The organism is Citrobacter sp. RHBSTW-00986, from assembly GCF_013783065.1.
Lineage (GTDB): Bacteria > Pseudomonadota > Gammaproteobacteria > Enterobacterales > Enterobacteriaceae > Citrobacter > Citrobacter braakii.
In genome coordinates this window covers 4,559,491-4,577,594 of the sequence record NZ_CP056200.1, presented here as the reverse complement: position 1 = coordinate 4,577,594, position 18,104 = coordinate 4,559,491, and the positions used below count along the sequence as shown (strand labels likewise).

Below are 18,104 nucleotides of genomic sequence, written 5' to 3'. Positions count from 1 at the left end.
TTTCTGCAATTTAAGGGTTGCGGGCCGCAGGAAACTCCCTATAATGCGCCTCCATCGACACGGCGGATGTGAATCACTTCACACAAACAGCCGGTTCGGTTGAAGAGAAAAACCTGAAAATGAGGGTTGACTCTGAAAGAGGATAGCGTAATATACGCCACCTCGCGACAGAGCGCTAAAGCGCGTCGCACCTGCTCTTTAACAATTTATCAGACAATCTGTGTGGGCACTCGAAGATACGGATTCTTAACGTCGCAAGACGAAAAATGAATACCAAGTCTCTGAGTGAACACGTAATTCATTACGAAGTTTAATTCACGAGCATCAAACTTAAATTGAAGAGTTTGATCATGGCTCAGATTGAACGCTGGCGGCAGGCCTAACACATGCAAGTCGAACGGTAGCACAGAGGAGCTTGCTCCTTGGGTGACGAGTGGCGGACGGGTGAGTAATGTCTGGGAAACTGCCCGATGGAGGGGGATAACTACTGGAAACGGTAGCTAATACCGCATAACGTCGCAAGACCAAAGAGGGGGACCTTCGGGCCTCTTGCCATCGGATGTGCCCAGATGGGATTAGCTAGTAGGTGGGGTAACGGCTCACCTAGGCGACGATCCCTAGCTGGTCTGAGAGGATGACCAGCCACACTGGAACTGAGACACGGTCCAGACTCCTACGGGAGGCAGCAGTGGGGAATATTGCACAATGGGCGCAAGCCTGATGCAGCCATGCCGCGTGTATGAAGAAGGCCTTCGGGTTGTAAAGTACTTTCAGCGAGGAGGAAGGTGTTGAGGTTAATAACCGCAGCAATTGACGTTACTCGCAGAAGAAGCACCGGCTAACTCCGTGCCAGCAGCCGCGGTAATACGGAGGGTGCAAGCGTTAATCGGAATTACTGGGCGTAAAGCGCACGCAGGCGGTCTGTCAAGTCGGATGTGAAATCCCCGGGCTCAACCTGGGAACTGCATCCGAAACTGGCAGGCTAGAGTCTTGTAGAGGGGGGTAGAATTCCAGGTGTAGCGGTGAAATGCGTAGAGATCTGGAGGAATACCGGTGGCGAAGGCGGCCCCCTGGACAAAGACTGACGCTCAGGTGCGAAAGCGTGGGGAGCAAACAGGATTAGATACCCTGGTAGTCCACGCCGTAAACGATGTCGACTTGGAGGTTGTGCCCTTGAGGCGTGGCTTCCGGAGCTAACGCGTTAAGTCGACCGCCTGGGGAGTACGGCCGCAAGGTTAAAACTCAAATGAATTGACGGGGGCCCGCACAAGCGGTGGAGCATGTGGTTTAATTCGATGCAACGCGAAGAACCTTACCTACTCTTGACATCCAGAGAACTTAGCAGAGATGCTTTGGTGCCTTCGGGAACTCTGAGACAGGTGCTGCATGGCTGTCGTCAGCTCGTGTTGTGAAATGTTGGGTTAAGTCCCGCAACGAGCGCAACCCTTATCCTTTGTTGCCAGCGATTCGGTCGGGAACTCAAAGGAGACTGCCAGTGATAAACTGGAGGAAGGTGGGGATGACGTCAAGTCATCATGGCCCTTACGAGTAGGGCTACACACGTGCTACAATGGCATATACAAAGAGAAGCGACCTCGCGAGAGCAAGCGGACCTCATAAAGTATGTCGTAGTCCGGATTGGAGTCTGCAACTCGACTCCATGAAGTCGGAATCGCTAGTAATCGTGGATCAGAATGCCACGGTGAATACGTTCCCGGGCCTTGTACACACCGCCCGTCACACCATGGGAGTGGGTTGCAAAAGAAGTAGGTAGCTTAACCTTCGGGAGGGCGCTTACCACTTTGTGATTCATGACTGGGGTGAAGTCGTAACAAGGTAACCGTAGGGGAACCTGCGGTTGGATCACCTCCTTACCTTAAAGAAACGTTCTTTGTAGTGCTCACACAGATTGTCTGATGAATGATGAACTTCTGAATGTACTTTCGAGTGCATTAAGAAGTTTTGCTCTTTAAAAATCTGGATCAAGCTGAAAATTGAAACGACACACTGTTTCATTTCTCCGTAAACAAGAAATGAAAAGCGGTGTGTTCGAGTCTCTCAAATTTTCGCAATACTGAAGTGTTTTACGAAACATCTTCGGGTTGTGAGGTTAAGCGACTAAGCGTACACGGTGGATGCCCTGGCAGTCAGAGGCGATGAAGGACGTGCTAATCTGCGATAAGCGTCGGTAAGGTGATATGAACCGTTATAACCGGCGATTTCCGAATGGGGAAACCCAGTGTGATTCGTCACACTATCATTACGTGAATACATAGCGTAATGAAGCGAACCGGGGGAACTGAAACATCTAAGTACCCCGAGGAAAAGAAATCAACCGAGATTCCCCCAGTAGCGGCGAGCGAACGGGGAGCAGCCCAGAGTCTGAATCAGCATGTGTGGTAGTGGAACGGTCTGGAAAGTCCGGCGATACAGGGTGACAGCCCCGTACACAAAAGTGCATATGTTGTGAACTCGAAGAGTAGGGCGGGACACGTGGTATCCTGTCTGAATATGGGGGGACCATCCTCCAAGGCTAAATACTCCTGACTGACCGATAGTGAACCAGTACCGTGAGGGAAAGGCGAAAAGAACCCCGGCGAGGGGAGTGAAAAAGAACCTGAAACCGTGTACGTACAAGCAGTGGGAGCCTCTTTATGGGGTGACTGCGTACCTTTTGTATAATGGGTCAGCGACTTATATTCTGTAGCAAGGTTAACCGAATAGGGGAGCCGAAGGGAAACCGAGTCTTAACTGGGCGTTAAGTTGCAGGGTATAGACCCGAAACCCGGTGATCTAGCCATGGGCAGGTTGAAGGTTGGGTAACACTAACTGGAGGACCGAACCGACTAATGTTGAAAAATTAGCGGATGACTTGTGGCTGGGGGTGAAAGGCCAATCAAACCGGGAGATAGCTGGTTCTCCCCGAAAGCTATTTAGGTAGCGCCTCGTGAACTCATCTTCGGGGGTAGAGCACTGTTTCGGCTAGGGGGTCATCCCGACTTACCAACCCGATGCAAACTGCGAATACCGAAGAATGTTATCACGGGAGACACACGGCGGGTGCTAACGTCCGTCGTGAAGAGGGAAACAACCCAGACCGCCAGCTAAGGTCCCAAAGTCATGGTTAAGTGGGAAACGATGTGGGAAGGCACAGACAGCCAGGATGTTGGCTTAGAAGCAGCCATCATTTAAAGAAAGCGTAATAGCTCACTGGTCGAGTCGGCCTGCGCGGAAGATGTAACGGGGCTAAACCATGCACCGAAGCTGCGGCAGCGACACTATGTGTTGTTGGGTAGGGGAGCGTTCTGTAAGCCGTTGAAGGTGTGCTGTGAGGCATGCTGGAGGTATCAGAAGTGCGAATGCTGACATAAGTAACGATAATGCGGGTGAAAAACCCGCACGCCGGAAGACCAAGGGTTCCTGTCCAACGTTAATCGGGGCAGGGTGAGTCGACCCCTAAGGCGAGGCCGAAAGGCGTAGTCGATGGGAAACAGGTTAATATTCCTGTACTTGGTGTTACTGCGAAGGGGGGACGGAGAAGGCTATGTTAGCCGGGCGACGGTTGTCCCGGTTTAAGCATGTAGGCGGAGATTCCAGGTAAATCCGGAGTCTTGCTAACGCTGAGGTGTGATGACGAGGCACTACGGTGCTGAAGTAACAAATGCCCTGCTTCCAGGAAAAGCCTCTAAGCATCAGGTAACACGAAATCGTACCCCAAACCGACACAGGTGGTCAGGTAGAGAATACCAAGGCGCTTGAGAGAACTCGGGTGAAGGAACTAGGCAAAATGGTGCCGTAACTTCGGGAGAAGGCACGCTGATATGTAGGTGAAGTGATTTACTCATGGAGCTGAAATCAGTCGAAGATACCAGCTGGCTGCAACTGTTTATTAAAAACACAGCACTGTGCAAACACGAAAGTGGACGTATACGGTGTGACGCCTGCCCGGTGCCGGAAGGTTAATTGATGGGGTTATCCGTAAGGAGAAGCTCTTGATCGAAGCCCCGGTAAACGGCGGCCGTAACTATAACGGTCCTAAGGTAGCGAAATTCCTTGTCGGGTAAGTTCCGACCTGCACGAATGGCGTAATGATGGCCAGGCTGTCTCCACCCGAGACTCAGTGAAATTGAACTCGCTGTGAAGATGCAGTGTACCCGCGGCAAGACGGAAAGACCCCGTGAACCTTTACTATAGCTTGACACTGAACACTGGTCCTTGATGTGTAGGATAGGTGGGAGGCTTTGAAGTGTGGACGCCAGTCTGCATGGAGCCAACCTTGAAATACCACCCTTTAATGGCTGGTGTTCTAACGTAGACCCGTGATCCGGGTTGCGGACAGTGTCTGGTGGGTAGTTTGACTGGGGCGGTCTCCTCCTAAAGAGTAACGGAGGAGCACGAAGGTTAGCTAATCCTGGTCGGACATCAGGAGGTTAGTGCAAAGGCATAAGCTAGCTTGACTGCGAGAGTGACGGCTCGAGCAGGTGCGAAAGCAGGTCTTAGTGATCCGGTGGTTCTGAATGGAAGGGCCATCGCTCAACGGATAAAAGGTACTCCGGGGATAACAGGCTGATACCGCCCAAGAGTTCATATCGACGGCGGTGTTTGGCACCTCGATGTCGGCTCATCACATCCTGGGGCTGAAGTAGGTCCCAAGGGTATGGCTGTTCGCCATTTAAAGTGGTACGCGAGCTGGGTTTAGAACGTCGTGAGACAGTTCGGTCCCTATCTGCCGTGGGCGCTGGAGAATTGAGGGGGGCTGCTCCTAGTACGAGAGGACCGGAGTGGACGCATCACTGGTGTTCGGGTTGTCATGCCAATGGCATTGCCCGGTAGCTAAATGCGGAAGAGATAAGTGCTGAAAGCATCTAAGCACGAAACTTGCCCCGAGATGAGTTCTCCCTGACCCTTTAAGGGTCCTGAAGGAACGTTGAAGACGACGACGTTGATAGGTCGGGTGTGTAAGCGTAGCGATACGTTGAGCTAACCGATACTAATGAACCGTGAGGCTTAACCTTACAACGCCGAAGATGTTTTGGCGAAGAGACACGATATTCAGCTTGATTACAGATTACATCGACATGCGAAAAGCGTGTTGATAAACAGAATTTGCCTGGCGGCTGTAGCGCGGTGGTCCCACCTGACCCCATGCCGAACTCAGAAGTGAAACGCCGTAGCGCCGATGGTAGTGTGGGGTCTCCCCATGCGAGAGTAGGGAACTGCCAGGCATCAAATAAGTGAAGAAGCCCATCCTGCCGGATGGGCTTTTTTGCGTCTGCAGGGAGTGAAAACTGCCGGATGCAGCGTACCGTTTTATCCAGCCCATCATGTTGTAACCGGTGTGCAGGCCTGAGAAGCGCAGCACACCAGGCTCTCCCGGCAGCACATTGCCTGTTACGCGAACGACGAATAGCATTCTCCTTTTTTCTTTACTGCACTAATCTACAGCAAGGAGCCGTGAAACTTTCTCAACTTGAGGATGCAGGCTCGACATTTGCATGATTCCTGGGTATCTTCAGCTATCTGGATGTCTAAACGTTTAAACGTATGTAGTGAGGTTATCAGGTTATGCCAATTCGCGTGCAGGACGAGCTACCCGCCGTCAATTTCTTGCGTGAGGAAAACGTCTTTGTGATGACGTCATCTCGCGCTTCTGGTCAGGAAATTCGTCCACTGAAGGTGCTCATCCTCAACCTGATGCCCAAGAAGATTGAAACGGAAAACCAGTTCCTGCGTTTACTGTCTAACTCCCCGCTGCAGGTAGATGTTCAGCTATTGCGCATTGATGCCCGCGAGTCACGCAACACCCCTACGGAGCATCTGAATAACTTTTACTGTAATTTCGAGGATATCTGCGATCAGAACTTTGATGGACTGATCGTGACCGGCGCGCCGTTGGGTCTGGTTGAATTTAATGACGTGGCTTACTGGCCGCAGATTAAACAAGTGCTTGAATGGGCGAAAGATCATGTTACATCGACGCTCTTTGTCTGTTGGGCGGTGCAAGCCGCATTGAATATCCTGTACGGAATTCCCAAGCAAACCCGTACGGATAAACTCTCAGGCGTCTATGAGCACCATATTCTTCATCCTCATGCGCTGCTGACGCGTGGATTTGATGATGCGTTCCTGGCCCCGCATTCGCGCTATGCCGATTTTCCTGCTGCCCTTATCAGGGACTATACCGATCTCGAGATTTTTGCCGAAACAGAAGAGGGAGATGCCTACCTGTTTGCCAGCAAAGATAAACGTATCGCCTTCGTAACGGGCCATCCTGAATATGACGCCCATACACTCGGCAGTGAATATTTTCGTGACGTCGAAGCGGGCTTAACGCCGGAAGTGCCCTATAACTACTTCCCAAAAGATGACCCGCAAAATAAACCGCGGGCAACCTGGCGTAGCCACGGCAATCTGTTGTTTACCAACTGGCTCAACTATTACGTTTACCAGATCACGCCATATGATCTGCGTCACATGAATCCAACGCTGGATTAATCTTCTGTAACAGACGATCCTTAAGCGTTTCAGCATGTTGAATCAGGCACCTTCGGGTGCCTTTTTTATTTCCGAAACGCACCTCACTGTGTAATTAAATTTTATTTATATTGTTATCAATAAGTTAATTGATAATTAAATTAAAAATGGAAATTGTTTTTGATTTTGAAATTTAAATGAGTAGTCTTAGTTGTGCTGAACGAAAACCGCACAACGATCCTTCGTTCGCATTGGGGATGTGTTTGGATCAATGACGAGGAACTACGCAATGAATCAACAGGCAACGACAACCGATGAACTGATCTTCACCAGGCCGCGTGGCGAACAGGAACAGCAGATTCTGACCGCTGAAGCGGTGGAGTTTCTGACCGAGCTGGTGACAAGATTTACGCCAAAGCGGAATAAACTTCTGGCTGCACGTATCCAGCAGCAGCAGGATATTGATGACGGTAAGTTGCCTGACTTTATTTCGGAAACAGCTTCCATTCGCGAAGGTAACTGGAAAATTCGCGGTATTCCTGATGATTTACTGGATCGCCGTGTAGAGATTACCGGACCGGTTGAGCGCAAGATGGTTATCAACGCGCTGAACGCGAACGTCAAAGTCTTTATGGCTGATTTTGAAGATTCGCTGGCTCCTGAGTGGAGCAAAGTTATCGACGGGCAAATCAACTTGCGCGATGCAGTCAATGGCACCATTAGCTACACCAACGAAGCCGGTAAAATTTATCAACTCAAACCCAATCCGGCCCTGTTAGTGTGCCGCGTTCGCGGTCTGCATCTGCCGGAAAAACACGTCACCTGGCGTGGCGAATCGATCCCGGGCAGCCTGTTCGACTTTGCCCTCTATTTCTTCCACAACTACAAAACGTTGCTGGCAAAAGGCAGTGGCCCTTATTTCTATCTACCCAAAACGCAGGCCTGGCAAGAAGCGGCATGGTGGAGTGAAGTGTTCAGCTATGCAGAGGATCGCTTTAATCTGCCGCGCGGCACAATTAAAGCGACCCTGCTGATTGAAACGCTGCCAGCCGTTTTCCAGATGGACGAAATTCTGCACGCGCTGCGTGACCACATTGTGGGCCTGAACTGCGGTCGCTGGGACTACATTTTCAGTTATATCAAAACCCTGAAGAACCACCCGGATCGCGTGTTGCCGGACCGTCAGGTGGTGACGATGGATAAGCCATTCCTCAGTGCGTATTCGCGTCTGCTGATTAAAACCTGTCATAAACGCGGCGCGTTCGCGATGGGCGGCATGGCCGCGTTCATTCCCAGCAAAGATGCGGAACGTAACAACCAGGTTCTGACCAAGGTAAAAGCGGACAAAGCGCTGGAAGCCAATAACGGTCATGACGGCACATGGATTGCCCATCCAGGACTGGCAGATACCGCAATGGCGGTGTTCAACGACGTACTCGGTGAAAATAAAAATCAGCTGTTCGTGACCCGTGAAGAAGATGCGCCGATTACCGCAGAACAATTGCTGGCACCCTGTGAAGGTGAGCGTACTGAAGAAGGCATGCGTGCCAACATTCGTGTCGCGGTGCAGTACATCGAAGCGTGGATCTCCGGTAACGGCTGCGTACCGATTTACGGTCTGATGGAAGATGCGGCCACCGCCGAAATCTCTCGTACTTCCATCTGGCAGTGGATCCACCACCAGAAAACGCTCAGCAACGGCAAACCGGTTACCAAACCGTTGTTCCGCCAGATGCTGGCCGAAGAGATGTTGGTGATTCAGGACGAACTGGGGGAACACCGCTACAGCAGCGGGCGTTTTGACGATGCCGCGCGCCTGATGGAGCAAATCACCACTTCCGACGAGTTAATTGACTTCCTGACGTTACCGGGCTACCGCCTGTTGGCCTAATTTACCCACAATTTATCCTAATGGAGCATCTGCACATGAAAACCCGTACTCAACAAATCGAAGAATTACAGCAAGAATGGACTCAACCGCGTTGGGAAGGCATCACGCGCCCCTATAGCGCGGAGGAAGTGGTGAAATTACGTGGCTCGGTCAACCCGGAATGCACGCTGGCGCAGCTTGGCGCGGCGAAAATGTGGCGTCTGCTACACGGCGAATCGAAGAAAGGTTATATCAACAGCCTCGGTGCGCTGACTGGTGGTCAGGCGCTGCAGCAAGCGAAAGCTGGTATTGAAGCGGTCTACCTTTCAGGCTGGCAGGTGGCGGCAGATGCCAACCTGGCGTCCAGCATGTATCCGGATCAATCGTTGTATCCAGCGAACTCCGTTCCGGCGGTGGTGGACAGGATCAACAACACATTCCGTCGTGCCGATCAGATCCAATGGTCAACCGGTATTGAGCCGAACGATCCGCGCTATGTGGATTACTTCCTGCCGATCGTTGCCGATGCGGAAGCGGGTTTTGGCGGGGTACTGAACGCGTTTGAACTGATGAAATCGATGATTGAGGCTGGTGCAGCGGCCGTTCACTTCGAAGATCAGCTCGCATCGGTGAAAAAATGTGGTCACATGGGCGGCAAAGTCCTGGTGCCGACTCAGGAAGCTATCCAGAAACTGGTGGCAGCGCGTCTGGCTGCAGACGTTATGGGCGTTCCGACGCTGGTGATTGCGCGTACCGATGCTGACGCAGCCGATCTGATTACGTCTGATTGTGACCCATACGATAGCGAGTTCATCACTGGCGAACGTACCAGCGAAGGGTTCTACCGTACGCATGCGGGCATTGAGCAGGCGATCAGCCGTGGCCTGGCCTACGCACCGTATGCGGATCTGGTGTGGTGTGAAACCTCCACGCCGGACCTCGAACTGGCGAAGCGCTTTGCCGATGCTATTCATGCGAAATTCCCAGGCAAACTGCTGGCCTACAACTGTTCGCCATCGTTTAACTGGCAGAAAAACCTGGATGACAAAACCATTGCCAGCTTCCAGCAACAGCTGTCCGATATGGGTTACAAATACCAGTTCATTACGCTGGCGGGTATCCATAGCATGTGGTTCAACATGTTCGACCTCGCGCATTCCTATGCGCAGGGTGAAGGCATGCGCCACTACGTTGAGAAGGTTCAGCAGCCGGAATTTGCGGCGGCTAAAGACGGTTACACCTTCGTGTCCCATCAGCAGGAAGTAGGGACAGGCTACTTCGACAAAGTAACCACCATCATTCAGGGCGGCACTTCTTCAGTGACCGCGCTGACCGGCTCGACTGAAGAATCGCAGTTTTGATCAATGCCCGGTGGCGCTGCGCTTACCGGGCCTACGAAGGGATGTAGGCCGGATAAGCGAATGCGCCATCCGGCATGACATTGTGCCGGATGGGAGAAATTGATGACGCGTGGCCTGGAATTACTGATTGCTCAGACGATTTTGCAAGGTTTCGACGCCCAGTACGGGCGTTTTCTGGAAGTGACCTCCGGCGCGCAGCAGCGTTTTGAACATGCCGACTGGCACGCGGTTCAGCAGGCGATGAAAAGCCGTATCCACCTTTACGATCATCATGTGGGTCTGGTGGTGGAGCAACTGCGCTGCATTACTGATGGCAAAAGTACCGACGCGGATTTTTTACTTCGCGTGAAAGAGCATTACACCCGGCTATTGCCAGATTATCCACGCTTCGAGATTGCGGAGAGTTTCTTTAACTCCGTCTATTGCCGGTTATTTGACCACCGCTCGCTGACTCCCGAGCGACTGTTTATTTTCAGCTCTCAGCCAGAGCGCCGTTTTCGCACGATCCCACGCCCGTTGGCGAAAGACTTTTTTCCCGATACCGGCTGGGAGTGGCTGCTTACGCGCGTCCTCAGCGATCTGCCCTTGCGTCTGCCGTGGCAGAACAGACATCGGGATATCCACTACATCATCGAACACCTGACCGAAACGCTGGGGGCGGATGTGTTGCAGCGCAGTCATTTGCAGGTGGCGAACGAACTGTTTTATCGCAACAAGGCCGCCTGGCTGGTCGGTAAGTTGATTACCCCTTCCGGGACGCTGCCGTTTTTACTGCCAATTCACCGTACTGACGAGGGCGAACTGTTTGTCGATACCTGCCTGACCACGACGGCGGAAGCCAGTATCGTGTTTGGCTTCGCCCGCTCGTATTTTATGGTTTACGCCCCGCTGCCCGCCGCGTTAGTGGAGTGGCTGCGCGAGATCCTGCCCGGTAAAACCACCGCTGAATTGTATATGGCGATCGGCTGTCAGAAACACGCGAAGACCGAAAGTTACCGCGAATATCTGCTCTATCTTGCCCATTGCGATGAGCAATTTATCGAAGCGCCGGGGATCCGCGGCATGGTGATGCTGGTATTTACCCTGCCAGGCTTCGACCGCGTCTTTAAAGTCATCAAAGACAAATTTGCGCCGCAAAAAGAGATGTCGGCCGCCCACGTCCGCGCCTGTTATCAACTGGTCAAGGAGCACGATCGTGTCGGGCGGATGGCTGATACTCAGGAGTTCGAGAACTTTGTGCTGGATAAACGGCAAATCGATCCGTCGCTGATGGCGCTGTTGCTACAGGAAGCCCCGGAAAAAATTACCGATCTCGGCGAGCAGATTGTCATTCGCCATTTGTATATCGAACGACGGATGGTGCCGCTGAATATCTGGCTGGAGCAGGTCGAAGGCCAGCAACTGCGCGATGCAATTGAAGAGTACGGCAATGCCATTCGTCAGCTGGCCGCCGCCAATATTTTCCCCGGCGATATGCTGTTTAAGAACTTCGGCGTGACTCGCCACGGGCGCGTGGTGTTCTACGACTACGATGAAATTTGCTACATGACTGAGGTGAATTTCCGCCATATCCCGCCGCCGCGCTACCCGGAAGATGAGATGAGCGCTGAACCGTGGTATAGCGTATCCCCGGGGGATGTCTTCCCGGAAGAGTTTCGTCACTGGCTATGCGCTGACCCGCGTATCGGGCCGCTATTTGAAGAGATGCATGCTGACCTGTTCAGCGCCGACTATTGGCGAGGTCTGCAAACGCGGATCCGTGAAGGACACGTGGAAGATGTTTACGCCTACCGGCGCAAACAGCGGTTTTGCATCAGATTTGCGGCTTGATGCCCGGCAACCCTTTCTTAACGAAATCCGCCGTATGCCAGCGTGACTTCTTTCGCCGCTTTGATCGCCATGGCACCAAACTCGGTCACTCGATCGTCGGTAATGCGCGAAATGGGTCCGGAGATGGAAATAGCGGCAAACGGCTCGCGGTGTTCATCATAAATGCACGACGCCACGCAGCGCAGACCCAGCGCATGCTCCTCATCATCAAAGGAGTAGCCGCGCTTGCGCGTTTGGGCTAAATCCTCTTTCAGATGCACCGGCGACACCAGCGTGGCGTGGGTGTAAGCGTGCAGCCCTTTACGGTGCAGCAGGCCAGTCACCTGTTCTTCACTCAGTTGGGCTAAAAACGCCTTACCCGCACCGGAGGCGTGCATCGGCAGTTTGCCGCCGATAGGCGCGGACATGCGCATCAGTTGGGTACACTGCACCTGGTCGATAATAATGGCCTGATGGTCGCTTTGATCTAACACGGCCAGGTTTACCGTCTCACCGGAGTCTTCCATCAGCTTGCGCAGGATCGGGTGGACAATCGCCAGCAAATTACGGCTTTGCAAAAAGCTGCTGCCGACGATAAACGCATGCGCACCCACGGCCCAGTGGCCTAATTCACCCACCTGACGGACAAATCCTTGCTGCTGCATGGTGGTCAACAAACGGTGAGTCGTGGAGTTTGGCAAGCCGGCCTGCTGTGCCAGCTCGGTTAGCGCCACGCTGCCGTTGGATTCTGCAATCCACTCCAGTAGCTTCAGGCCGCGGGTCAGAGACTGAACCTGCCCGGTTGCAGGCGTAGTAGCAGCGGCGGGTTTTCTACCGCGTTTCGCGGGGATTGTGGCAACCATGGCGGACTCCTTTTCTGTATCGTGGAAATCATTTTCGTTTTATTCAATTATAATGCAAGAATTCCTGTACTGATCGGATGAGTGAAGCTGAACATGTCTCATGTTGGCCGTTGTTCTCTTTTCCACCTCTCAGGTTTGTGCCAGTATGGTCTGTTGAGTTTTTTTCGGTCTGGTTGAGCGTTGTCGGGAGCGAGTGTGAGCAGCAAAGTTGAACAATTACGTCAGCAGTTAAATGAACGTATTCTGGTGCTGGACGGCGGTATGGGCACCATGATCCAGGGATATCGTCTGAGCGAAGAGGATTTCCGCGGCGAACGCTTTGCCGACTGGCCGTGCGATCTGAAAGGCAACAACGACCTGTTGGTGCTCAGCAAACCTGAGGTGATCGCCGCCATCCATAACGCCTATTTTGAGGCGGGCGCGGATATCATCGAAACCAACACCTTTAACTCCACGACGATCGCCATGGCGGATTACCAGATGGAATCCCTGTCGGCGGAAATCAACTTTGCGGCAGCCAAACTGGCGCGCGCGGCGGCAGACGAATGGACGACACGCACACCGGAAAAACCGCGCTATGTCGCGGGCGTGCTCGGCCCAACCAACCGTACGGCGTCTATCTCGCCTGACGTCAACGACCCGGCTTACCGCAATATTACCTTTGATCAGCTGGTGGCCGCCTACCGTGAATCCACCAAAGCGCTGGTGGAAGGTGGAAGCGACCTGATCCTGATTGAAACCGTCTTCGATACCCTGAACGCCAAAGCCGCTATTTTCGCGGTTAAAACCGAATTTGAAGCGCTGGGCGTTGAGTTGCCGATTATGCTCTCCGGCACCATCACCGATGCTTCCGGGCGTACGCTCTCCGGTCAGACAACCGAAGCGTTCTATAACTCACTGCGCCACGCCGATGCGCTGACCTTCGGTCTGAACTGCGCCTTAGGTCCGGACGAGTTGCGCCAGTACGTGCAGGAGCTGTCGCGCATTGCCGAATGCTACGTTACCGCGCACCCGAACGCCGGGTTGCCGAACGCCTTTGGCGAATACGATCTCGATGCCGACACCATGGCGGCGCAAATACGCGAGTGGGCGCAAGCGGGCTTCCTCAACGTGGTTGGCGGCTGCTGCGGCACCACGCCGGAACACATCGCCGCGATGAGCCGCGCAGTGGAAGGCTTGCCGCCGCGCCGCTTGCCGGAAATCCCGGTAGCCTGCCGTCTGTCTGGCCTTGAACCGTTGAATATTGGCGACGATAGCCTGTTTGTGAACGTCGGCGAGCGTACCAACGTCACCGGTTCGGCGAAATTTAAGCGACTGATCAAAGAAGAGAAATACAACGAAGCGCTGGATGTCGCCCGTCAGCAGGTGGAAAGCGGCGCACAGATTATCGATATCAACATGGATGAGGGGATGCTCGACGCCGAAGCGGCGATGGTGCGTTTTCTCAACCTTATCGCCGGTGAGCCGGATATCGCCCGCGTGCCGATTATGATCGACTCCTCAAAATGGGACGTCATCGAAAAAGGGCTGAAGTGCATTCAGGGTAAAGGCATCGTTAACTCCATCTCGATGAAAGAGGGGGTTGAGACCTTTATCCACCACGCGAAGTTGCTGCGACGCTACGGTGCCGCAGTGGTGGTGATGGCCTTTGACGAGCAGGGGCAGGCCGACACCCGAGCGCGTAAAATTGAGATTTGCCGACGGGCGTACAAAATTCTTACCGAAGAGGTAGGCTTCCCGCCGGAAGACATTATCTTCGACCCGAACATCTTTGCGGTCGCGACCGGGATTGATGAGCACAACAACTACGCCCAGGACTTTATCGGCGCCTGTGAGGACATCAAACGCGAACTACCGCACGCGCTGATCTCCGGCGGCGTCTCCAACGTGTCGTTCTCCTTCCGTGGTAACGACCCTGTTCGTGAAGCCATTCACGCGGTATTCCTTTACTACGCCATTCGCAACGGCATGGACATGGGGATCGTCAACGCCGGACAACTGGCGATTTACGACGACCTGCCCGCCGAGCTGCGCGATGCGGTTGAAGATGTGATCCTCAACCGTCGTGACGATGGCACCGAGCGTCTGCTGGAGCTGGCTGAGAAATACCGCGGTAGCAAAACTGATGACACTGCCAATGCCCAGATGGCGGAATGGCGCAGTTGGGACGTGAAAAAGCGCCTCGAATATTCGCTGGTGAAAGGTATTACCGAATTTATTGAGCAGGATACTGAAGAAGCTCGCCAGCAGGCCGCGCGTCCGATCGAGGTGATTGAAGGGCCGCTGATGGACGGGATGAACGTGGTTGGCGATCTGTTTGGCGAGGGCAAAATGTTCCTGCCGCAGGTGGTGAAATCCGCCCGCGTGATGAAGCAGGCGGTGGCCTACCTCGAACCGTACATTGAGGCCAGCAAAGAGAAAGGCTCCAGCAACGGCAAGATGGTCATTGCTACCGTGAAAGGCGATGTGCACGATATCGGCAAAAACATCGTTGGTGTGGTGCTGCAATGTAACAACTACGAAATCGTCGATCTTGGCGTGATGGTGCCAGCGGAGAAAATCCTCAGAACGGCACGTGAAGTGAATGCCGATCTGATTGGTCTTTCCGGGCTGATTACCCCGTCGCTGGACGAAATGGTCAACGTGGCGAAAGAGATGGAGCGCCAGGGTTTCACTATTCCATTGCTGATTGGCGGCGCGACCACCTCAAAAGCGCACACGGCGGTGAAAATCGAGCAGAATTACAGTGGCCCGACGGTTTATGTGCAGAACGCCTCGCGTACCGTTGGCGTAGTCGCCGCACTCCTCTCGGACACTCAGCGCGATGACTTTGTCGCCCGTACGCGTAAAGAGTACGAAACCGTGCGTATCCAGCATGCGCGTAAGAAACCGCGGACCCCACCAGTAACGTTACAGGCTGCCCGCGACAACGATCTGGCCTTCGACTGGGAAAACTACACGCCGCCAGTGGCGCACCGCCTCGGCGTACAGAGCGTTGAAGCCAGCATCGAAACGCTGCGCAACTACATCGACTGGACGCCGTTCTTTATGACCTGGTCGCTGGCCGGGAAATACCCGCGCATCCTCGAAGATGAGGTGGTGGGAGAAGAGGCGAAACGTCTGTTTAAAGACGCCAATGACCTGCTGGATAAACTCAGCGCTGAGAAGACCCTGAATCCGCGCGGTGTGGTGGGCTTGTTCCCGGCTAACCGCGTGGGGGACGACATCGAGATTTACCGTGACGAGACGCGTACGCACGTCATCAACGTCAGTCATCACCTGCGCCAGCAGACGGAAAAAGTCGGTTTCGCCAACTACTGCCTGTCTGACTTTGTTGCGCCGAAACTGAGCGGCAAAGCGGATTACATCGGTGCTTTCGCAGTTACCGGCGGTCTGGAGGAAGATGCACTGGCGGACGCCTTCGAAGCCCAGCATGACGACTACAACAAGATCATGGTGAAAGCGATCGCCGACCGCCTGGCGGAAGCGTTCGCGGAATATCTGCACGAGCGCGTGCGTAAAGTCTACTGGGGCTATGCGGCGAATGAGAACCTCAGTAACGAGGAACTGATCCGCGAAAACTACCAGGGAATTCGCCCGGCACCGGGCTATCCGGCTTGCCCGGAACACACCGAAAAGGCCACCATCTGGGAACTGCTGGATGTAGAAGCGCACACCGGGATGAAGCTCACCGAATCCTTCGCGATGTGGCCAGGTGCGTCGGTTTCCGGCTGGTATTTCAGTCATCCAGACAGCAAGTACTACGCCGTGGCGCAAATCCAGCGCGATCAGGTTGAAGATTACGCCTTCCGTAAAGGCATGAGCGTGACGGAAGTCGAACGTTGGTTAGCGCCTAATCTGGGCTATGACGCTGACTGATTCACAAAACTGTCATCTTTATTTACAACAAACAGGGCACTCAATGAGTGCCTTGTCTCTTTATTACGTTTAAACCCTTATACTGAAAGAACGTTCATCGGTAGTGCTTGCCGGATGGCACATTTTTGTCGGCCTGATAAGCGTATCGCCATCAGGCGGTATGTCATTGCTATGAACCTCAGGAACATATAACGATAAGGAGAACCTGATTCCGTGCTAACTCTGTTACACCTGCTTTCTGCTGTCTCTATGCTGGTTTGGGGTACTCATATTGTGCGCACCGGCGTGATGCGCGTCTTCGGCGCCCGCTTGCGTACCGTACTCAGCCGTAGTGTTGAAAAGAAGCCGCTCGCCTTTTGTGCGGGTATCGGCGTGACGGCGCTGGTGCAAAGCAGCAACGCCACCACCATGCTGGTGACCTCATTTGTCGCGCAGGACCTCGTCGCGCTCACCCCTGCGCTGGTGATTGTACTCGGCGCCGACGTCGGGACCGCGCTGATGGCGCGTATCCTGACCTTCGATCTCTCCTGGCTGTCGCCACTGCTGATTTTTATCGGCGTGATCTTCTTTCTCGGACGTAAACAGTCCCGTGTGGGGCAACTGGGGCGGGTTGGTATTGGACTGGGGTTGATTTTACTGGCGCTGGAACTGATTGTGCAGGCGGTAACACCGATCACCCAGGCTAACGGCGTACAGGTTATTTTCGCCTCGCTCACCGGCGATATCATGCTGGATGCGCTGATTGGCGCTATGTTCGCGATTATCAGTTACTCCAGCCTTGCGGCGGTGCTGCTGACGGCAACGCTGACCGCGGCAGGCATTATCTCGTTCCCGGTGGCGTTGTGTCTGGTGATTGGCGCCAACCTCGGCTCTGGCCTGCTGGCGATGCTTAATAACAGCGCCGCTAACGCCGCCGCCCGCCGTGTGGCGCTCGGTAGCCTGCTGTTTAAGCTGGTGGGTAGCCTGATTATCCTGCCGTTTGTTCATCCGTTGGCAAATCTGATGGATGAACTGCCGCTACCGAAATCTGAACTGGTTATTTACTTCCATGTCTTCTACAACCTGGTGCGCTGCGTGGCGATGGTGCCGTTCGCAGAACCGATGGCGCGTTTTTGTAAGCGCATCATCCGCGATGAGCCGGAGCTGGATGCGCATTTGAAGCCCAAGCATCTGGACGTCAGTGCGCTGGATACGCCGACGCTGGCCCTGGCCAATGCCGCTCGTGAAGCTCTGCGCATCGGCGACGCGATGGAGCAGATGATGGACGGGCTGAAGAAGGTGATGCACGGCGAGCCGCGTGAAGAGAAAGAGCTGCGCAGGATGGCGGACGACATTAACGTGCTATACACGGCAATCAAGCTCTATCTGGCGCGGATGCCAAAGGATGAACTGGCGGAAGAGGAATCACGCCGTTGGGCGGAGATTATCGAAATGTCGCTTAACCTCGAGCAGGCTTCCGATATTGTCGAACGTATGGGCAGTGAGATAGCGGATAAGTCGCTGGCTGCCCGTCGCGCATTCTCCGTGGAAGGATTGAAAGAGCTGGATGCGCTCTTCGATCAGCTGCTCAGCAATCTGCAGCTGGCGATGTCGGTGTTCTTCTCTGGTGACGTGACCAGCGCCCGACGTCTGCGCCGTAGCAAGCACCGTTTCCGTATTCTCAACCGTCGGTATTCGCATGCGCACGTTGACCGTCTGCATCAGCAGAACGTGCAGAGCATCGAGACCAGCTCCTTGCACCTGGCGCTGCTGGGCGATATGCAGCGTCTGAACTCGCTGTTTTGTTCCGTGGCCTATAGCGTGCTGGAACAGCCGGATGAGGACGATGAGCGCGACGATTATTGAGTG

At 53.9% G+C, this 18,104-nt stretch carries 7 protein-coding genes and 3 rRNA genes; 9 read left to right on the top strand and 1 reads right to left on the bottom strand.

Going from position 1 to position 18,104, the window contains the following annotated elements; genetic code table 11:
• Nucleotides 1-332 precede the first annotated feature (332 nt).
• From HV345_RS22025 to aceK, 7 genes are all read left to right on the top strand, one after another.
• Nucleotides 333-1,874: ribosomal RNA gene (locus HV345_RS22025) — 16S ribosomal RNA — on the top strand.
• Nucleotides 1,875-2,108: 234 nt separating this feature from the next.
• Nucleotides 2,109-5,015, top strand: a 23S ribosomal RNA gene (locus tag HV345_RS22020).
• Between the two features lie 94 nt (nucleotides 5,016-5,109).
• Nucleotides 5,110-5,225, top strand: a 5S ribosomal RNA gene (gene rrf / locus HV345_RS22015).
• The 16S, 23S and 5S rRNA genes sit together here, the layout of an rRNA operon.
• 340 nt (nucleotides 5,226-5,565) lie before the next feature.
• Entirely contained in the window at nucleotides 5,566-6,495 is a 930-nt protein-coding gene (gene metA, locus HV345_RS22010) for a homoserine O-succinyltransferase (protein ID WP_016155321.1), read from the top strand.
• A gap of 268 nt (nucleotides 6,496-6,763) precedes the next feature.
• Nucleotides 6,764-8,365, top strand: a complete 1,602-nt coding sequence (aceB, locus tag HV345_RS22005) for a malate synthase A (RefSeq protein ID WP_016155322.1) — start codon at nucleotides 6,764-6,766, stop codon at nucleotides 8,363-8,365.
• Nucleotides 8,366-8,400: 35 nt separating this feature from the next.
• Entirely contained in the window at nucleotides 8,401-9,705 is a 1,305-nt protein-coding gene (gene aceA / locus HV345_RS22000) for an isocitrate lyase (RefSeq protein ID WP_049268477.1), read from the top strand.
• A gap of 102 nt (nucleotides 9,706-9,807) precedes the next feature.
• The gene (gene aceK, locus HV345_RS21995; protein ID WP_016155427.1) at nucleotides 9,808-11,535 is read left to right on the top strand and encodes a bifunctional isocitrate dehydrogenase kinase/phosphatase; all 1,728 of its coding nucleotides are present in this window, start codon (nucleotides 9,808-9,810) and stop codon (nucleotides 11,533-11,535) included.
• Between the two features lie 17 nt (nucleotides 11,536-11,552).
• On the opposite strand, the gene iclR is transcribed toward aceK, so the two are convergent.
• Nucleotides 11,553-12,377: a glyoxylate bypass operon transcriptional repressor IclR gene (iclR, locus tag HV345_RS21990; RefSeq protein ID WP_016155428.1), complete on the bottom strand. Its 825-nt coding sequence runs from the start codon at nucleotides 12,375-12,377 to the stop codon at nucleotides 11,553-11,555.
• Between the two features lie 195 nt (nucleotides 12,378-12,572).
• Between iclR and metH the strand changes: the two genes are divergently transcribed.
• On the top strand, nucleotides 12,573-16,256 hold the full coding sequence (gene metH / locus HV345_RS21985; RefSeq protein ID WP_181636056.1) for a methionine synthase: 3,684 nt from the start codon (nucleotides 12,573-12,575) through the stop codon (nucleotides 16,254-16,256).
• Between the two features lie 213 nt (nucleotides 16,257-16,469).
• Nucleotides 16,470-18,101, top strand: a complete 1,632-nt coding sequence (locus HV345_RS21980) for a Na/Pi cotransporter family protein (RefSeq protein ID WP_016155327.1) — start codon at nucleotides 16,470-16,472, stop codon at nucleotides 18,099-18,101.
• The last annotated feature ends 3 nt before the right edge of the window (nucleotides 18,102-18,104 follow it).